Source organism: Mycobacterium sp. P2_H7 (assembly GCF_056403275.1).
Genome location: NZ_JBFUFU010000017.1, coordinates 30,485 through 46,166 on the forward strand (window position 1 = coordinate 30,485; position 15,682 = coordinate 46,166).

General features: G+C 67.9%; 9 protein-coding genes. 4 read left to right on the forward strand and 5 right to left on the reverse strand.

Translation table 11 applies throughout. From position 1 onward, the window contains the following. Window positions 1-15: 15 nt before the first annotated feature. Window positions 16-1,155: an acyltransferase family protein gene (locus AC1DY7_RS23920; protein ID WP_477496221.1), complete on the reverse strand. Its 1,140-nt coding sequence runs from the start codon at window positions 1,153-1,155 to the stop codon at window positions 16-18. Further along, window positions 1,152-2,843 (reverse strand): DEAD/DEAH box helicase, encoded by a 1,692-nt coding sequence (locus AC1DY7_RS23925; RefSeq protein ID WP_477496222.1) that lies wholly within the window; start codon window positions 2,841-2,843, stop codon window positions 1,152-1,154. The genes AC1DY7_RS23920 and AC1DY7_RS23925 overlap by 4 nt, the downstream gene beginning before the upstream one ends. Window positions 2,844-2,874: 31 nt before the next feature. Between AC1DY7_RS23925 and AC1DY7_RS23930 the strand changes: the two genes are divergently transcribed. Then, on the forward strand, window positions 2,875-3,513 hold the full coding sequence (locus AC1DY7_RS23930; RefSeq protein WP_477496400.1) for an LppP/LprE family lipoprotein: 639 nt from the start codon (window positions 2,875-2,877) through the stop codon (window positions 3,511-3,513). A gap of 62 nt (window positions 3,514-3,575) precedes the next feature. Then, window positions 3,576-6,983, forward strand: a complete 3,408-nt coding sequence (locus tag AC1DY7_RS23935) for a TM0106 family RecB-like putative nuclease (protein ID WP_477496223.1) — start codon at window positions 3,576-3,578, stop codon at window positions 6,981-6,983. Window positions 6,984-6,998: 15 nt separating this feature from the next. On the opposite strand, the gene AC1DY7_RS23940 is transcribed toward AC1DY7_RS23935, so the two are convergent. Together AC1DY7_RS23940 and AC1DY7_RS23945 are read right to left on the reverse strand one after the other, a co-directional pair. Further along, window positions 6,999-9,077 (reverse strand): MFS transporter, encoded by a 2,079-nt coding sequence (locus tag AC1DY7_RS23940; RefSeq protein ID WP_477496224.1) that lies wholly within the window; start codon window positions 9,075-9,077, stop codon window positions 6,999-7,001. Window positions 9,078-9,129: 52 nt separating this feature from the next. Next, on the reverse strand, window positions 9,130-10,383 hold the full coding sequence (locus AC1DY7_RS23945; RefSeq protein WP_477496225.1) for a multidrug effflux MFS transporter: 1,254 nt from the start codon (window positions 10,381-10,383) through the stop codon (window positions 9,130-9,132). Window positions 10,384-10,538: 155 nt separating this feature from the next. On the opposite strand from AC1DY7_RS23945, the gene AC1DY7_RS23950 reads away from it, so the two are divergent. Further along, window positions 10,539-11,282, forward strand: coding sequence for a hypothetical protein (locus tag AC1DY7_RS23950; RefSeq protein ID WP_477496226.1), 744 nt, complete (start codon window positions 10,539-10,541; stop codon window positions 11,280-11,282). Window positions 11,283-11,465: 183 nt separating this feature from the next. Then, window positions 11,466-15,191 carry a multifunctional oxoglutarate decarboxylase/oxoglutarate dehydrogenase thiamine pyrophosphate-binding subunit/dihydrolipoyllysine-residue succinyltransferase subunit gene (locus AC1DY7_RS23955; protein WP_477496227.1) on the forward strand — a complete coding sequence of 1,242 codons (3,726 nt, stop codon included), beginning with the start codon at window positions 11,466-11,468 and terminating at the stop codon, window positions 15,189-15,191. A gap of 58 nt (window positions 15,192-15,249) precedes the next feature. Here AC1DY7_RS23955 and AC1DY7_RS23960 read toward each other — a convergent pair whose 3' ends face one another. Further along, the gene (locus AC1DY7_RS23960) at window positions 15,250-15,618 is read right to left on the reverse strand and encodes a DUF732 domain-containing protein (RefSeq protein WP_477496228.1); all 369 of its coding nucleotides are present in this window, start codon (window positions 15,616-15,618) and stop codon (window positions 15,250-15,252) included. Between the last annotated feature and the right edge of the window lie 64 nt (window positions 15,619-15,682).

Consider the following 15,682-nt stretch of genomic DNA (forward strand, 5'->3'; position numbering starts at 1 on the left):
TTAGGTAAGGGTACCCTATCTACGCACTCGGGTGGCGCGGTGCAACAGCCACGCCAGCGGGATCGTCGCGGCCATCGTCCCGAAGAACAGCCCCCACATGGGACCGGTGTAGACCGGGTAGCCCAGCACCTCCACCATCACCAGTTCCATCACGACGAGGTGGATGAGGAAGATCTCGTAGGAGATCTCGCCGAGAAACACCATCGGCCGGCTGCCCAGCAGACGCGAATACCAACCGCGATTGCCCAGTGCCAGCGGCGCGACGATCAACGTGGCGATGACGGCGTAGAACGCGGTCTTGATGAGGGCTTCGGACACCTGGGCCGGTGAGGTGGTGGGTGCGCCGGCGATGGGCGTGGCGGCGATGACGTAGCTGACCACGGCCAGCGGGATGCACACCATGGCATAGGCCCGCACCTCGATGGCCTGCAACACGGCCAGCAGCATGCCGCCGAGGAACCAGACCAGGTAAGTGGGCAGCCAGAGTGGGGCGGCGTCGGGCAGCCCATGTGTGGTGTGCACCAGCACCAGCCACGCCGGGCTGATGGTGGCCAGCCCGGCCAACCCGGCGATCAGCAGACCCGGCCGCCAGCGCCGCCGGCACAGCACCACCAGCAGCAGCCAGGCGAGCGCCGGCAGCGCGACGTAGAAAGCGGCCTCGACCGCCAGGCTCCACATCTGGGTCAGCCCCTGGTGCAGATAGGAGAACAGATAGTTGTCGGTGTATATCTGCGTCAGCGTCAGGTTGCGGAGCAGGCCGGTCCAGCTGTGTCCGGGATTCGGGCCGGCCGCCCGGAAGTGATAGACGGCGTAGGCGGCCAGCACCGTGACCACATAGGCGGGCATGATGCGCCGCACCCGATGCCAGGCGTACCGGCGCACCGACGGCGCCGTCGCGCCGGCTGCAGCCCTGTCGACCCACGGCTTGAACAGCAGGTAACCCGACAGCACGAAGAAGATCGGCACGCCGATCTCGGCGCGCGACAACAACAAACCGACATAGCCGTGGTTGTACTTACCCGTGGTGTAGGCCGCGTGGGTGAGCACCACCAGCAGCGCCGCGACGGCGCGGACCCCGGTGAGCGACGAGACCCGGTGGGCGGCGGTGACCGATTCCAGACCGCCCTGCTCGCGAACCCCCGGTTTCAGCGTCACGAATCCTTGCGGTGGGATTTCTGCGGGCGGTCAGGCTGCAGGTTGATCAGCACGCCTTGAATGCGGGTGTTCTCCAAGGCCTTGAACACCTTGCCGGGCAGCTTGGCCGGCAGCTCCACCAGCGAGTGGTCCACCCGGATGGAGATGTGGCCGAAGTCGCTGCGGTGCAGGCCGCCTTCGTTGGCGATGGCACCCACGATGGCACCCGGAGCGACCTTGTGCCGCTTGCCGACCGAGATCCGGTACGTCGCCAGATCGGTGCGGGTGCTGGGCTTCTTGCGCCCCGGCCCGTCCTCACGCGGTCCCCGGTCTTCACGCTCGCGGCGCTTCTCCGGCGGCGGCTCGGTCATCAGGAAGGCCTCGCCGTCGCGCGACTCGAGCGCCAGCGCGGCGGCGATATCAGCGATCGGCACGTCGTGGTCGCGCTCGTAGTCCTCGATGAGCCTGCGGAACAACTCGATACCCGGCGCATTGAGCGCGTCGCTGATCGAATCGTTGAACTTCGCGACCCGCTGGGCGTTCACGTCATCGACGCTGGGCAGCTCGATCTCGATGAGCTTCTGCCGGCTGATCCGCTCGATCGACTTGAGTAAATGCCGCTCGCGCGGAGAGACGAACAGCAGCGCCGTGCCCGAACGGCCCGCCCGGCCGGTGCGCCCGATGCGGTGCACATAGGACTCGGGGTCATGCGGGATGTCGTAGTTGAGCACGTAGGTGATGCGGTCCACGTCCAGACCACGCGCGGCCACATCGGTGGCGACCAGGATGTCGATGCCCTTGGCGCCGCCGGCTTTGAGGTTGGTGATGGTCCGCTCGCGCTGCGCCTGGGCGATGTCACCGTTGATGGCCGCAGCCGAGAACCCGCGGGCGCGCAGTTTCTCGGCGACCTCTTCGGTGGCCTGCTTGGTGCGGACGAAGATGATCATCGCGTCGAACTCTTCGACTTCGAGGACCCTGGTCAGCGCGTCCATCTTGCGACGGCCGTCGACCTGGATGAACCGCTGCGTGATGTTCTCCGCGGTCGCGGTTTTCGTCTTGACCGCCACCTCGACGGCATCCTGCAGGTACCGGCTGGTGATCTTGCGGATGGCCGGCGGCATGGTCGCCGAGAACAACGCGACCTGCTTGTACTCCGGGGTATCGGACAGGATGCGCTCGACATCCTCGGCGAAGCCCATCTGCAGCATCTCGTCGGCCTCGTCGAGCACCAGGTAGTCCAGGTGCGAGAGGTTCAGATGGCCCTTCTCCAGATGGTCGATGACACGCCCGGGCGTGCCGACGACGATCTGTGCACCACGCCTGAGACCGGCCAGCTGCGGGCCGTAGGACGAGCCGCCGTAGATCGGCAGCACGTTGACACCGGGCAGATGCGCGCCATAGCGACCGAACGCCTCGGCCACCTGCAGGGCCAGCTCGCGCGTCGGCGCCAACACAAGTGCCTGCGTGTTGCGGCTGGAGGGGTCGATCTTGGACAGGATCGGGATCGCGAAGGCCGCGGTTTTCCCGGTTCCGGTCTGGGCCAGACCGACCACGTCGTTGCCGGCCAGCATGGGCGGAATGGTCGCCGCCTGAATCGCCGAGGGCGACTCGTAGCCGACTTCGGTGACGGCCTGCAGCACCGCCGGGTGAATTTGCAGGTCAGCGAAGGTCGTTTCGGCGCCGGTTGCGCCGTCGTCAGGGGAAGTCATGTCACGAGCAGTCTAGAGTGTGCGCGCCGCCCTGCCTGGCATAGTCCAAACCCCGTCGCTTCGCTCGCCCCCACGTGCGGGATCACAGGTACGGTTCGGTGTTGTGCGGAGGGTGGCGCTCGGAGCGATGCTGGCGGTAATGATCACTTCGGGGCCCGTTCTGGCGGGCTGCGGATCGAGCGATTCGACGGTGTCCAAGACACCGGATGCCAGCACCGGGCAGGCCCCGGTTCCGTCGGTCGCGGCGCCCGCGCCCATCGTCACGCCGACGACGGCCGCACCTGCCCCCGATCCGTGCGAGGTGAACCTCACCGCGCCCGAGATCGCGAAGGCCGTCTCCACCCTGCCCCGCGACCCGCGCAGCAACCAGGCATGGAGCCCGGAACCGTTGGCGGGCAACTACAACGAGTGCGCACCGCTGTCGGTGGTGATCATCAAGGCCAACACCAACGCATCCAACGCCAACACCCGCGCGGTGATGTTCCACCTCGGCAAGTTCATCCCGACCGGGGTGCCCGACACGTACGGATTCAACGGGATCGACGAGACCTCTAGTACCGGTGACACCGTCGCGCTGAAGTTCAGCAACGGCACACCCGGGCTGGACAGCGTGGTGCGGTTCCGGTGGAACGGCAACGGCGTCGAGCTGATCGGCAACACCGGGCACTGAGCCGTTGGGGACCTGAGCACTGGGCCGTGGGGCTTGTCACACGACTGCCTTAGCCTGGACGCGTGTTCGTCGCCGAGGATCGTGTGATCTACAGCGCTTCCGACCTCGCAGCGGCTGCCCGGTGTGAGTACGCGCTGCTGCGGTCGTTCGACGCGCAGCTGGGCCGGGGCCCGAAGGTGTCGGCCGCCGACGAACTCCTGGCCCGCACCGCCGCGCTCGGCCACGACCATGAGCAGCGTCACCTCGAGGAACTGCGCGCCGAGGACACCGTCACCGTGATCGGCCGGCCCCCGTACACCGTCGCGGGCCTCACCGCCGCCGCCGAGCAGACCATGGCCGCGGTGACGCGGCGCGCGCCCGCCATCTACCAGGCGGCGATGTTCGACGGCCGCTTCGCCGGGTTCGCCGACTTCCTCCATTTCGAGTCTGGTCCGGCTGGGCAGCGGTACCGGCTGCGGGATACCAAACTGTCCCGGTCGGTGAAGGTTGAGGCGCTGCTGCAGCTGGCCGCCTACGCCGACACCTTGACCACCGCCGGCGTCCCGGTGGCCGCTGAGGTGGAGCTGGTGCTCGGCGACGGCGCCGTCTCCCGGTACCGGGTCGACGAACTGCTGCCGGTGTACCTCCCGCGCCGGGCCGCGTTGCAGCGGTTGCTCGACGAGCACCTGGCCGGCGACGCACCGGTGTCCTGGACGAACCCCGGGGTGCGGGCCTGCTTCCGCTGCCCGGAGTGCAGCGCCCAGGTCAAAGAGACCGATGACCTTCTGCTGGTTGCCGGGATGCGCACCAGCCAGCGCGCCCGGATGCTCGACGCCGGCATCAACACCGTGCACCAACTGGCCGCGCACGACGGCGCCGTGCCCGAATTGTCCAAGCGCACGGTCACCGCGCTCACCGCGCAGGCGCGGCTGCAGGTGGCCGAGCGGATCGACGGTAAGCCGCCGTTCGAGGTCGTCGACGCGCAGCCGCTGATGGTGCTGCCCGACGCCGACAAGGGCGATCTGTTCTTCGATTTCGAGGGCGATCCGCTGTGGACGGTCAACGGCCGCGACTGGGGCCTGGAATACCTGTGGGGCGTCCTGACCGTCGCGGACGAGTTCACTCCCTTCTGGGCGCACGACCGCGCGGCCGAGCGCCAGGCGCTGGTCGACTTTCTCACGATGGTGCGAAAGCGGTTGAAGCGCTACCCGAAGATGCACATCTACCACTACGCGGCGTATGAGAAGAGCACGCTGTTGCGGCTGGCCGGCCGGTACGGCGTCGGCGAGGACGAAGTCGACGACCTGCTGCGCAACGGCATCCTGGTCGACATCTACCCGTTGGTGCGCAAGAGTATTCGAGTCGGCACCGAGAGCTACAGCATCAAGTATCTGGAGCCGCTGTACATGGGCGGCGAACTGCGCGACGGTGAGGTCACCAACGCCGCCGACTCCATCACCCAGTACGCCAGGTTCTGTGCACTGCGCGACGACGGGCACGCCGACGAAGCGGCCAACGTGCTCAAGGAGATCGAGGACTACAACCGCTACGACTGCCGCTCGACGCGCCGACTGCGGGACTGGCTGGTGGCCAGGGCCATCGAATCGGAGGTCCCACCGCGAGGCCCACAACCGGTGCGCGACAAGGACGCAGGCGCGCCCGTCGAGGTGTCCGACGACCTGGACCGCACGCTCATGAAGTTCGCCGGCGACGGCATCGAGGAGCGCACCGCCGAGCAGACCGCCGTCGCGATGGTGGCCGCCGCGCGCGGCTTCCACAAACGCGAGGACAAGCCGTTCTGGTGGGCGCACTTCGACCGCGTCAACAATCCCGTCGACGAATGGTCGGACAACAGCGACGTTTTCGTCGCCGAACGGGCCGAGGTCGTCAACGACTGGCACCAGCCACCGAAGGCGCGCAAGCCCCAGCGCCACGTCCGGTTGACCGGCGAGCTGGCCAACGGTGATCTGGGCGGTGACATGTACGCGCTCTACGACCCACCCGCACCCGCGGGTCTGGCCGACGATCCGGACCGCCGTGCGTTCGGATCGGTGACGGTGCTCGACTGCGATGACCCCGAGGTGCCGACGCAGGTGGTGATCTGTGAGCGAGAACCCAAGGGCGGCGAGACCTTTGACCAGCTGCCCTTCGCGCTGACACCCGGTCCGCCGATCACCACCAAACCACTGCAGGAGTCCATCGCCGACACCGCGGCGACGGTCGCCGCGGGGCTGCCCGAGCTGCCCCCCGACGCCGTCACCGACATCCTGCTGCGCCGCGCCCCACGCCTTCTCGGCGGCGGACCGCTCCCCCGCACCGGCGACATCGCCGCCGACATGACCGCCGCGTTGCTGAAGCTGGACTGTTCCTATCTCGCGGTGCACGGGCCCCCAGGGACCGGCAAGACCTTCACCTCGGCGAAGGTCATCGAGCGGTTGGTCAACGGGCACGGTTGGCGCATCGGCGTGGTGGCCCAGTCACATGCCGTGGTGGAGAACCTGTTCCGCGACGTGATCGCCGCCGGTGTCGACGGCGCGCGGGTCGGCAAGAAGGTCAACACCGTTAACGGTGGCTGGACCGCGCTGACCAACCCCGGGTTCGCCGGGTTCATCGCCGACAACGACGGCTGCGTGGTGGGCGGTACAGGCTGGGACTTCGCCAATGCCAACAAGATTCCGCGGCTGGCACTCGATCTGCTGGTGGTCGAGGAAGCCGGCCAGTACAGCCTGGCGAACACCATCGCGGTCGCGCCGTCCGCGCGCAACCTGATACTGCTGGGCGATCCGCAGCAACTGCCGCAGGTCAGTCAGGGCACCCACCCCGAACCGGTCGACGGATCCGCGCTCGGCTGGCTCGTCGACGGGCATCACACACTGCCCGAAGAGCGCGGTTATTTCCTGGACTGCTCGTACCGGATGCATCCCGCGGTGTGCGGACCCGTCTCACGACTGTCCTACGACGGGCGGCTCAAAGCGCGCGAAGATGTCAGTGGCGCACGCCATCTCGCGGGAGTGACACCCGGCGTGCGGGTGCTGACCGTCGACCACGACGGCAACTCGACCGACAGCCCCGAGGAAGCCCAGGCGATCGTCACCGAGATCTCCACGCTGCTGGGCACCGCGTGGACCGACGAGCACGGCACCGTCGCACTGGCCCAGCAGCACGTACTGGTGGTCACGCCCTACAACGCCCAGGTGGTGACGCTGCGTCGTGCGCTGGATGCCGCGGGCCTCGGCGAGGTCGAGGTGGGCACCGTCGACAAGTTCCAGGGGCGGCAGGCGCCGGTGGTTTTCGTCTCCATGGCGACCTCATCTGCCGAGGAGGCGCCGCGCGGAGTGTCGTTCCTGTTCAACAGGAATCGGCTCAACGTGGCGGTCAGCCGAGCGAAGTATGTTGCCTTCGTGGTGCGGTCGGCACATCTGACCGACTATCTGCCCGCGACTCCTGACCGGCTGATCGAGCTGGGCGCGTTCCTGGCAGTCACCTCGTAAGTTGTCGTACCCCGGTCAGTCGTCGCGGGAATGCCTGCCGCGGCTGGGTCGGGAGTGCCTGCCACCGGAGTCGGAATCGCCCTGGTCTTCGGCGGGCTCGGACTGCAGTGGCAACGGCTGAAACCAACTCTGCTGATCGGTGTGAAAGCCGTTGTGGGCATGGCCGATCGGCTCGACTGGATGGTCGTCGAACAATCCGTCGAGGGCACTGCGCCACGCCGGTTCGGGCTCCGGATCTACGTGAAAGCCGTTGTGCAGGTGGACGATCGGCTCGGCCGGGCGGTTGTCGAGCGGACCGTCGAGGGCACTGTGCCACACCGGCTCAGGCTCGGGCTCCGGTTCTACGTGTTGCCACGTCTCGACAGGTCCGGCATGCCAGGTGTCGGCGGGTGCGGGCAACGGATGTTCGACGTGGGCGTAGAGCGGCTCGGTCAGCGACTCATCCGGCACGGGGCCCTCGATGACCGCAGGCAGCAGGTCGGTCGGGTAGTCGGTGACAGGAACCTGCGGCGCCGACCAGTCCACCGTGTACTCGACGTAGTCGTCCTCGTCGTGCCAGTGCTCGTCCACGGAATGCTGCGGCGCCACCGGCCCCGGCAGCCGAGGTGCGGGCAGCCCCGTGACCAGCCGCGGGGACCCGACGTTGCCGCGCAGGAACAGCGCGGCCACCACACCGAACAGTGCGACGAACGCCGGTAGCAACAACGACTGGGACAGCGCCGCCGAGAACGGTTCCCGCAGGAACTCCGGCAGCGCGGTGGCCTGCCCCTCGGTGCCGGCGGGCGCGCCGCCGCCGGGCAACTCGGCGCCGATCCGCGAGGTCATGAACGCCGCCATGCCCGCACTGCCGAGCACCGAGCCGACCTGGCGGGTGGTGTTGTAGACACCCGACCCCGCGCCGGCCAGGTGCGGCGGCAGGTTGCGCGTCGCGGTGGCCGCCAGCGGAGACCAGATGAAGGCCATCCCGGCACCCATCACCGTCAGCGGCACCAGCAGTCGCCAGATGGCGGTGGTCGGCGTCAACTCGATCGACAGCCAGGTCAGCCCGACAGCCATGGCCGCGAAGCCGAATCCGATGATCGGCGCGGGATGAGCCCGGTCGACGACGCGCCCGACGAACGGCGCCAGCACGCCGGTGGCGATTGCCATCGGGGCGGTCAGCAGCGCCGACCGCGTGTAGGACAACCCGCACACCGCGGGGGCGTAGAACATGACGGGCAGGATCATCGCGGTGACGGTGAAACCGATGACCGCGATACCGACGTTCGACAGGGTGAAATCGCGGTCCCGGAAGATCGTCAACGGGATCAGCGGTTCGCGCGGGTTCACAGCCTGCCAGTAGACAAACGCCACCATGAAGCCCACGCCCGCGACGATCGTGGCCCAGATCCACGGCGCCCAGTCGTGCGACTGGCCCTCCTGCAGCCCGAAGACGACCAGGAACATCGCGATACCGGACAGTGCGACGCCGAGCAGGTCGAAGCTGTGCTTCTCGGTGGGCAGCACCGGCACCAGCCACACCGCCAGCGCCAGGCCGATCACCCCGATCGGCACGTTGACGAAGAAGATCCACTGCCAGCCCAGCCCGTCGACCAGGACACCGCCGGCAAGCGGACCGACCAGGGTGGCCACCCCCGCGGTGGCGCCCCACACGCTCATCGCCACACCGCGCCGTTCCGGCGGGAAGATCCGGGTGATGGTCGACAAAGTCTGCGGCGTCAGCAGCGCCGCCCCGATGCCTTGCACCACGCGAGCGGCAATCAGCATCTCGATGGACCCGGACAGGCCGCACCACAGCGACGCGAGGGTGAACACCGTCAGCCCGAGCAGGTAGAGGTTCTTCGGACCGAACCGGTCACCGAGCCGACCTGCCACCAGCAGCGGCACGGCGTAGGCGAGCAGGTAGGCGCTGGTCACCCAGATGACGCCGTCGTAGTCGGTGTTCAGCGCCTCCATGAGGCGTTTGTTGGCGACGGCGACGATCGTCGAGTCGACCAGGATCATGAAGAACCCGACCAGCAGCGCCCACAGCGCATGCCAGGGGTTGGCCTGGCTAGCCGCAGGCACGCGTCGATCAGTCAGGTTTTCGGGCATCTACTCGGGTATCGGAGAGGCGGCGCGACCGACGCGCCGTATGCCCGACAACTTACGCCGCGTCGGGGATGCGCTCGCCGTCCGCCACGTCGTCCGCCACGGCCGTGCCGCCGCCGACCGCGAGCAGTGCGAACAGCGCGATGGTCGAACCGACGACCATCACCAGAGCCAGCGCGAACTCGTTGTTCCCGAGCACGCCGACCAGGGGCGCCACCAAGGCACCCAAACCGAATTGCGCCGCGCCCAGTAAGGCGGCGGCCGTTCCCGCTGCGTCGGAATGACGGGACAGCGCCACAGCCGGCGCGTTCGGGATGACCAGACCCATGGCCCCGAGGATCACCCAGACCGGCACGAGGAAGCCCCACAACCCGCCGACGTGGAAGCCCGCCAGGGCGACGAACACCGCCGCGGCCAGCGCGGACACTCCCAGTGCGGACACGGTGATGGTTTGGGGCGAGAACCGCTTGAGCAGCAGCACGTTGGCCTGGGTGGCACCGATCAGGGCGATGGCCCCGGCCGCGAACACCAGCGCGAAGGTCTGCTGGTCCAGCCCGTAGCGCCCCTGCAGCACGAACGGCGCGGCGGCGATGTACGCGAACAGCCCGGACATCCCCAGCGCCGCGACCAGGACCAGGATGACGAACCGCGCGTCGCGCAGCAGCTCTCCGTAGGTGGCGACGATGCTGCGGAAGTGCAACGGCCGCCGATGCGAGACGGGCAACGTCTCGGGCAACGCCATCGCCGCCAGCAGCAGCAGCCCACCGGCGAGCACCACCAGCGCGGCGAACACCCAGTGCCACGACGCCTTCAACAGCACCGCGGCGCCCAGCGACGGCGCGACAACCGGGGCCACGCCGAGGACGAGCATGAGCCGCGACATCACGGTGGCGGCCAGGGTGCCGGTGTAGAGGTCGCCGACCACCGCGACCGCGACGACGGCCGCCGCGGCGGCACCGAAGCCCTGCAGACCGCGGCCGAGCCCCAGCACCAGGATGTTCGGTGCAAACAGGCACACCAGTGACGCGATCATGTGCAGGGCGATCCCGACCATCAGCGGCCGGCGCCGGCCCAGTGAATCCGACAGCGACCCGATGATCAGCTGCCCGACGGCCAGTCCGGCCAGCGTGCCGGTCAGCGTCAGCTGCACCACCGATGAGGACACCGACAGATCGTCGGCAATGCGGGGCAGCGCCGGCAGATACATGTCGATGGTCAGGGGGCCGAGCGCGATCAGGAGGCCCAGCACCATGATGATCCGGAGGCGGCTCGGGGTCGGGGTCGCTTCCACGCTGAGGGATGTTGCCACGGTCAGAGGCAGCACCGCACATCGGTTTTTTCTTCCGCGCAGGGCGAACAGTGACTGCCGTCACGTTCGGGCACCGGGGGTCCGCCACCCGTCGTTGAAGGGTGGTTAGCCTTGTTGTACAAGCAGGGCACGGGATCTTCTCAGGAGATGCAGCGATGAACGCTCGGTCCAACAGCACCAGCCGGCTTCCGGCCACCCGTGACGGCGACGACGAGGATCCCAGCGCGGCCGCCAAGGTCCTGTCCCAACTGCTGGAGCGCAGCACTCGGGTGCAAGCACCCGCGGTCACCGCGTATGTCCGCCGGTTGCGCGACAAGAGGCCCGACGCCACCCCGGCCGAGATCATCGCCAGCCTGGAGAAGCACTACCTGGCCGCCGTGATGGCCAGCGGCGCAGCGGTCGGATCGGCCGCCGCGTTCCCCGGTATCGGCACACTGGCCGCGATGTCCGCCGTCGCTGGCGAGACCGTGGTGTTCCTGGAAGCCACCGCCGTGTTCGTACTGGCCGTGGCCGAGGTGCACGGGATTCCCGCCGAGCACCGTGAGCGGCGCCGCACCCTGGTGCTCGCGGTGCTGGTCGGCGACGACAGCAAGCACGCGGTGGCCGACCTGCTCGGCACCAGGCGCACCAGCGGCGCCTGGCTGTCCGACGGGGCCGCGACGCTGCCCCTGCCCGCGGTCTCGCAGTTGAACAACAGGCTGCTGCGCTTCTTCGTGAAGAAGTACACCCTCAAGCGCGGCGCGATCGCGTTCGGCAAGCTGCTTCCGGTCGGCATCGGCGCCGTCGTCGGCGGGGTGGGCAACCGGCTGATGGGCAAGAAGATCGTCGGAAATGCCCGCAGGGCGTTCGGCAATCCGCCGCCCCGATGGCCGGCGACGTTGCTCGTGCTGCGCCCGTGACACCGGACATACCGGCCGCCTTGTCACTGACATGACGGACGGTATGTCAGCACGAGCCACCGGCCTGGTACGTCAGGCCGATGTGCCTGGTCGCGCCGCAACCGAAAGGGATAGCCTTTATGCGGCCGAGCGCGGATATCCGCACACACGTGGTGGGCTCATCACACACGCCCGCTGTGACAGATGGAATCGAGGCGAAGAACTGCCGTGACCAGTTCCCCATCCCCCTTCGGACAGAACGAGTGGCTGGTCGAGGAGATGTATCGCAAATTCCGCGAAGACCCCTCCTCGGTGGACCCCAGTTGGCATGAGTTCCTCGTCGACTACTCGCCCGAACCGGTGACCGATTCGGCCACCACCAACGGTGCCGCCAAGGCCGCGCCCGCCGCCGCTCCGGCCCCGGCTCCGGCTGCTGAGGCCGCACCCGCGAAGGCCGAGGCACCCGCGAAAGCCGCGCCCGCACCGGCCAAGGCGGAAGCCCCCGCCAAGCCGGCCTCTCCCCCCGCCCCCAAGCCCGCGGACGACGCCGAGGTGTCGGTGCTGCGTGGCGCCGCCGCGGCGGTGGTCAAGAACATGAACTTCTCGCTGGAGGTTCCGACCGCCACCAGCGTGCGTGCCATCCCGGCCAAGCTGATGATCGACAACCGCATCGTCATCAACAACCACCTCAAGCGCACCCGCGGCGGCAAGATCAGCTTCACCCACCTGCTGGGGTACGCGATCGTCCAGGCGGTCAAGAAGTTCCCGAACATGAACCGGCACTTCGCCGAGGTGGACGGCAAGCCCACCGCGGTCACGCCGGCGCACACCAACCTGGGTCTGGCCATCGACCTGCAGGGCAAGGACGGCGCCCGCCAGCTCGTGGTGGCGGCCATCAAGCGTTGCGACACGATGGAATTCGGCCAGTTCATCGCCGCCTACGAGGACATCGTGCGGCGCGCCCGCGACGGCAAGCTGACCGCCGAGGACTTCGCCGGGGTGACCATCTCGCTGACCAACCCCGGCACCATCGGCACCGTGCACTCGGTGCCGCGGCTGATGCGCGGCCAGGGTGCCATCGTCGGCGCCGGTGCCATGGAGTACCCGGCCGAATTCCAGGGCGCCAGCCCCGAGCGGATCGCCGACCTCGGCATCGGCAAGCTGATCACGCTGACGTCGACGTACGACCACCGCATCATTCAGGGCGCGGAGTCCGGCGACTTCCTGCGGACCATCCATCAGCTGCTGCTCGACGACGACTTCTTCGACGAGATCTTCCGCGAGCTGGGCATCCCGTACGAGCCGGTGCGCTGGCGCATCGACAACCCGGATTCGATCAGCCACAAGAACGCCCGCATCATCGAGCTGATCGCCGCCTACCGCAACCGCGGCCACCTGATGGCCGACATCGATCCGCTGCGCCTGGACAAGACCCGGTTCCGCAGCCATCCCGACCTCGACGTGCTGACCCACGGGCTGACCCTGTGGGACCTGGACCGCGAGTTCAAGGTCGACGGTTTCGCCGGGGCCGAATACAAGAAGCTGCGTGACGTGCTGTCGGTGCTGCGCGACGCCTACTGCCGCCACGTCGGTGTCGAGTACACCCACATCCTGGAGCCCGAGCAGCAGAAGTGGCTGCAGGAGCGCATCGAGGTCAAGCACGAGAAGCCGACCGTCGCCGAGCAGAAGTACATCCTGTCCAAGCTCAACGCGGCCGAAGCTTTCGAGACCTTCCTGCAGACCAAATATGTTGGGCAGAAGCGTTTCTCGCTGGAGGGCGCGGAGACCGTCATCCCGATGATGGACGCCGCCATCGACGTGGCCGCCGAGCACGGCCTCGACGAGGTCGTCATCGGCATGCCGCACCGCGGCCGGCTCAACGTGCTGGCCAACATCGTCGGCAAGCCCTACGGGCAGATCTTCAGCGAGTTCGAGGGCAACCTGAACCCGAGCCAGGCCCACGGCTCCGGTGACGTGAAATACCACCTCGGTGCCAGCGGCACCTACCTGCAGATGTTCGGGGACAACGACATCGAGGTCTCCCTGGTCGCCAACCCCAGCCACCTCGAGGCCGTCGACCCGGTGCTCGAAGGCCTGGTCCGCGCCAAGCAGGACCTGCTGGACAAGGGCAACGGGCCCGGCGGTTTCACCGTCGTGCCGATGATGATGCACGGCGACGCCGCCTTCGCAGGACAGGGCGTGGTGGCCGAGACGCTGAACCTCGCGCTGCTGCGCGGGTACCGCACCGGCGGCACCATCCACATCATCGTCAACAACCAGATCGGCTTCACCACCTCACCGGTGGACTCGCGATCCAGCGAGTACTGCACCGACGTCGCGAAGATGGTGGGCGCTCCGATCTTCCACGTCAACGGCGACGACCCGGAAGCCTGCGTGTGGGTGGCCCAGCTGGCCATGGAATTCCGTCAGGCGTTCAAGAAGGACGTCATCATCGACATGCTGTGCTACCGCCGCCGCGGGCACAACGAGGGCGACGATCCGTCGATGACGCAGCCCGAGATGTACGACGTGATCGACCACAAGCGCGGCGTCCGCAAGACCTACACCGAGGCGCTGATCGGTCGTGGCGACATCTCGATCAAAGAGGCCGAGGACGCGCTGCGCGACTACCAGGGCCAGCTGGAGCGGGTCTTCAACGAGGTGCGCGAGCTGGAGAAGCACACCATCGAGCCGAGCGAGTCGGTCGAATCCGATCAGCTCACCCCGAAGGGGCTGACCACCGCGGTCGACAAGTCCCTGCTGGCGCGCATCGGTGACGCGCATCTTTCGGCACCCGAGGGCTTCAGCGTGCACCCGCGCGTGCAGCCGGTGCTCGACAAGCGCCGGGAGATGGCCTACGAGGGCAAGGTCGACTGGGCGTTCGGCGAGCTGCTGGCACTGGGAACCCTTGTCGCAGAGGGCAAGACGGTGCGGCTCACCGGCCAAGATGTCCAGCGTGGCACGTTCACGCAGCGGCACGCGGTGATCGTGGATCGCAAGACGGGCACCGAGTTCACCCCGCTGGATCTGCTGACGGCGGACGTCGACGGCAACCCGACCGGCGGCAAGTTCCTGGTGTACAACTCGGCGCTGTCCGAATTCGCCGCCGTCGGTTTCGAATACGGCTACTCGGTGGGCGACCCGGACGCAATCGTGTTGTGGGAAGCGCAGTTCGGTGACTTCGTCAACGGTGCGCAGTCCATCATCGACGAGTTCATCTCCTCGGGTGAAGCCAAGTGGGGCCAGCTCTCCGACGTCGTGCTGCTGCTGCCGCACGGCCATGAGGGCCAGGGTCCCGACCACACGTCGGGCCGCATCGAGCGGTTCCTGCAGGTGTGCGCCGAGGGTTCGATGACGGTCGCCATGCCGTCCACCCCGGCCAACTACTTCCACCTGCTGCGCCGGCACGCGCTGGACGGGATCCACCGGCCACTCATCGTCTTCACCCCGAAGTCGATGCTGCGCAACAAGGCCGCCGTCAGCGACGTCAAGGACTTCACCGAGATCAAGTTCCGCTCGGTGCTGGAGGAGCCCACCTACGAGGAGGGCGTCGGCGACCGGACGAAGGTCAAGCGGGTGCTGCTGACCAGCGGCAAGGTCTACTACGAGCTGGTCGCGCGCAAGGCCAAGGAGCAGCGCGACGATGTCGCGATCGTGCGGGTGGAGCAGCTCTACCCGCTGCCCAAACGCCGGCTGAATGCCACGCTGGATCAGTACCCGAATGTGGACCAGTACTTCTGGGTCCAGGAGGAGCCGGCGAACCAGGGTGCGTGGCCGACGTTCGGGCTGTCCCTGCCGGAGTTGTTGCCGGAGAAGCTGACCGGGATCAAGCGGATCTCGCGGCGGGCCATGAGCGCGCCGTCGTCGGGCAGCTCCAAGGTGCACGCCGTCGAGCAGCAGGAGATCATCGACCAGTCGTTCGCCCCGTAAGACCGCACGACGCAGAAATGCGCGAGATCCTTTCGGATCTCGCGCATTTCTGTTTGGTCTAGAAGCCGGGCAGGCCGAACGGCAGGGGCGAGTCACCATTGGCCAGCGCGGTCACCGCGCCCGGGCAGAACGCCTGGATCGCGATACCGGTGAACATGGTGGCCGGGCCCAGGGACTGACCCAGGGTGTCGGCGACGTGTGCGGCGGCGTCGGCGGCCTGCTGGCCGGGCTCGGCCAGCATAGGGCAGACCTGCTGGCCCACCTCGGTCGCCGTGCCGGGGTCGATGTTCCCCAGACCGGCCGAACCGAGATCCGACACGAAGGAATCGATGTCGGGAGCGGGGTCGGCTTGGGCGGGAGCGGCCAGGGACAGCGCGAACGCTGCCGCGAGGGGTGCCGTCAGAGCGGCGATCCGGATTCGGGTCATGGTCTGAGTATCGCTGCTCAACCTGTGCGCGTTACCCGATACCTGCGGTACCGGCGGCGGCAGC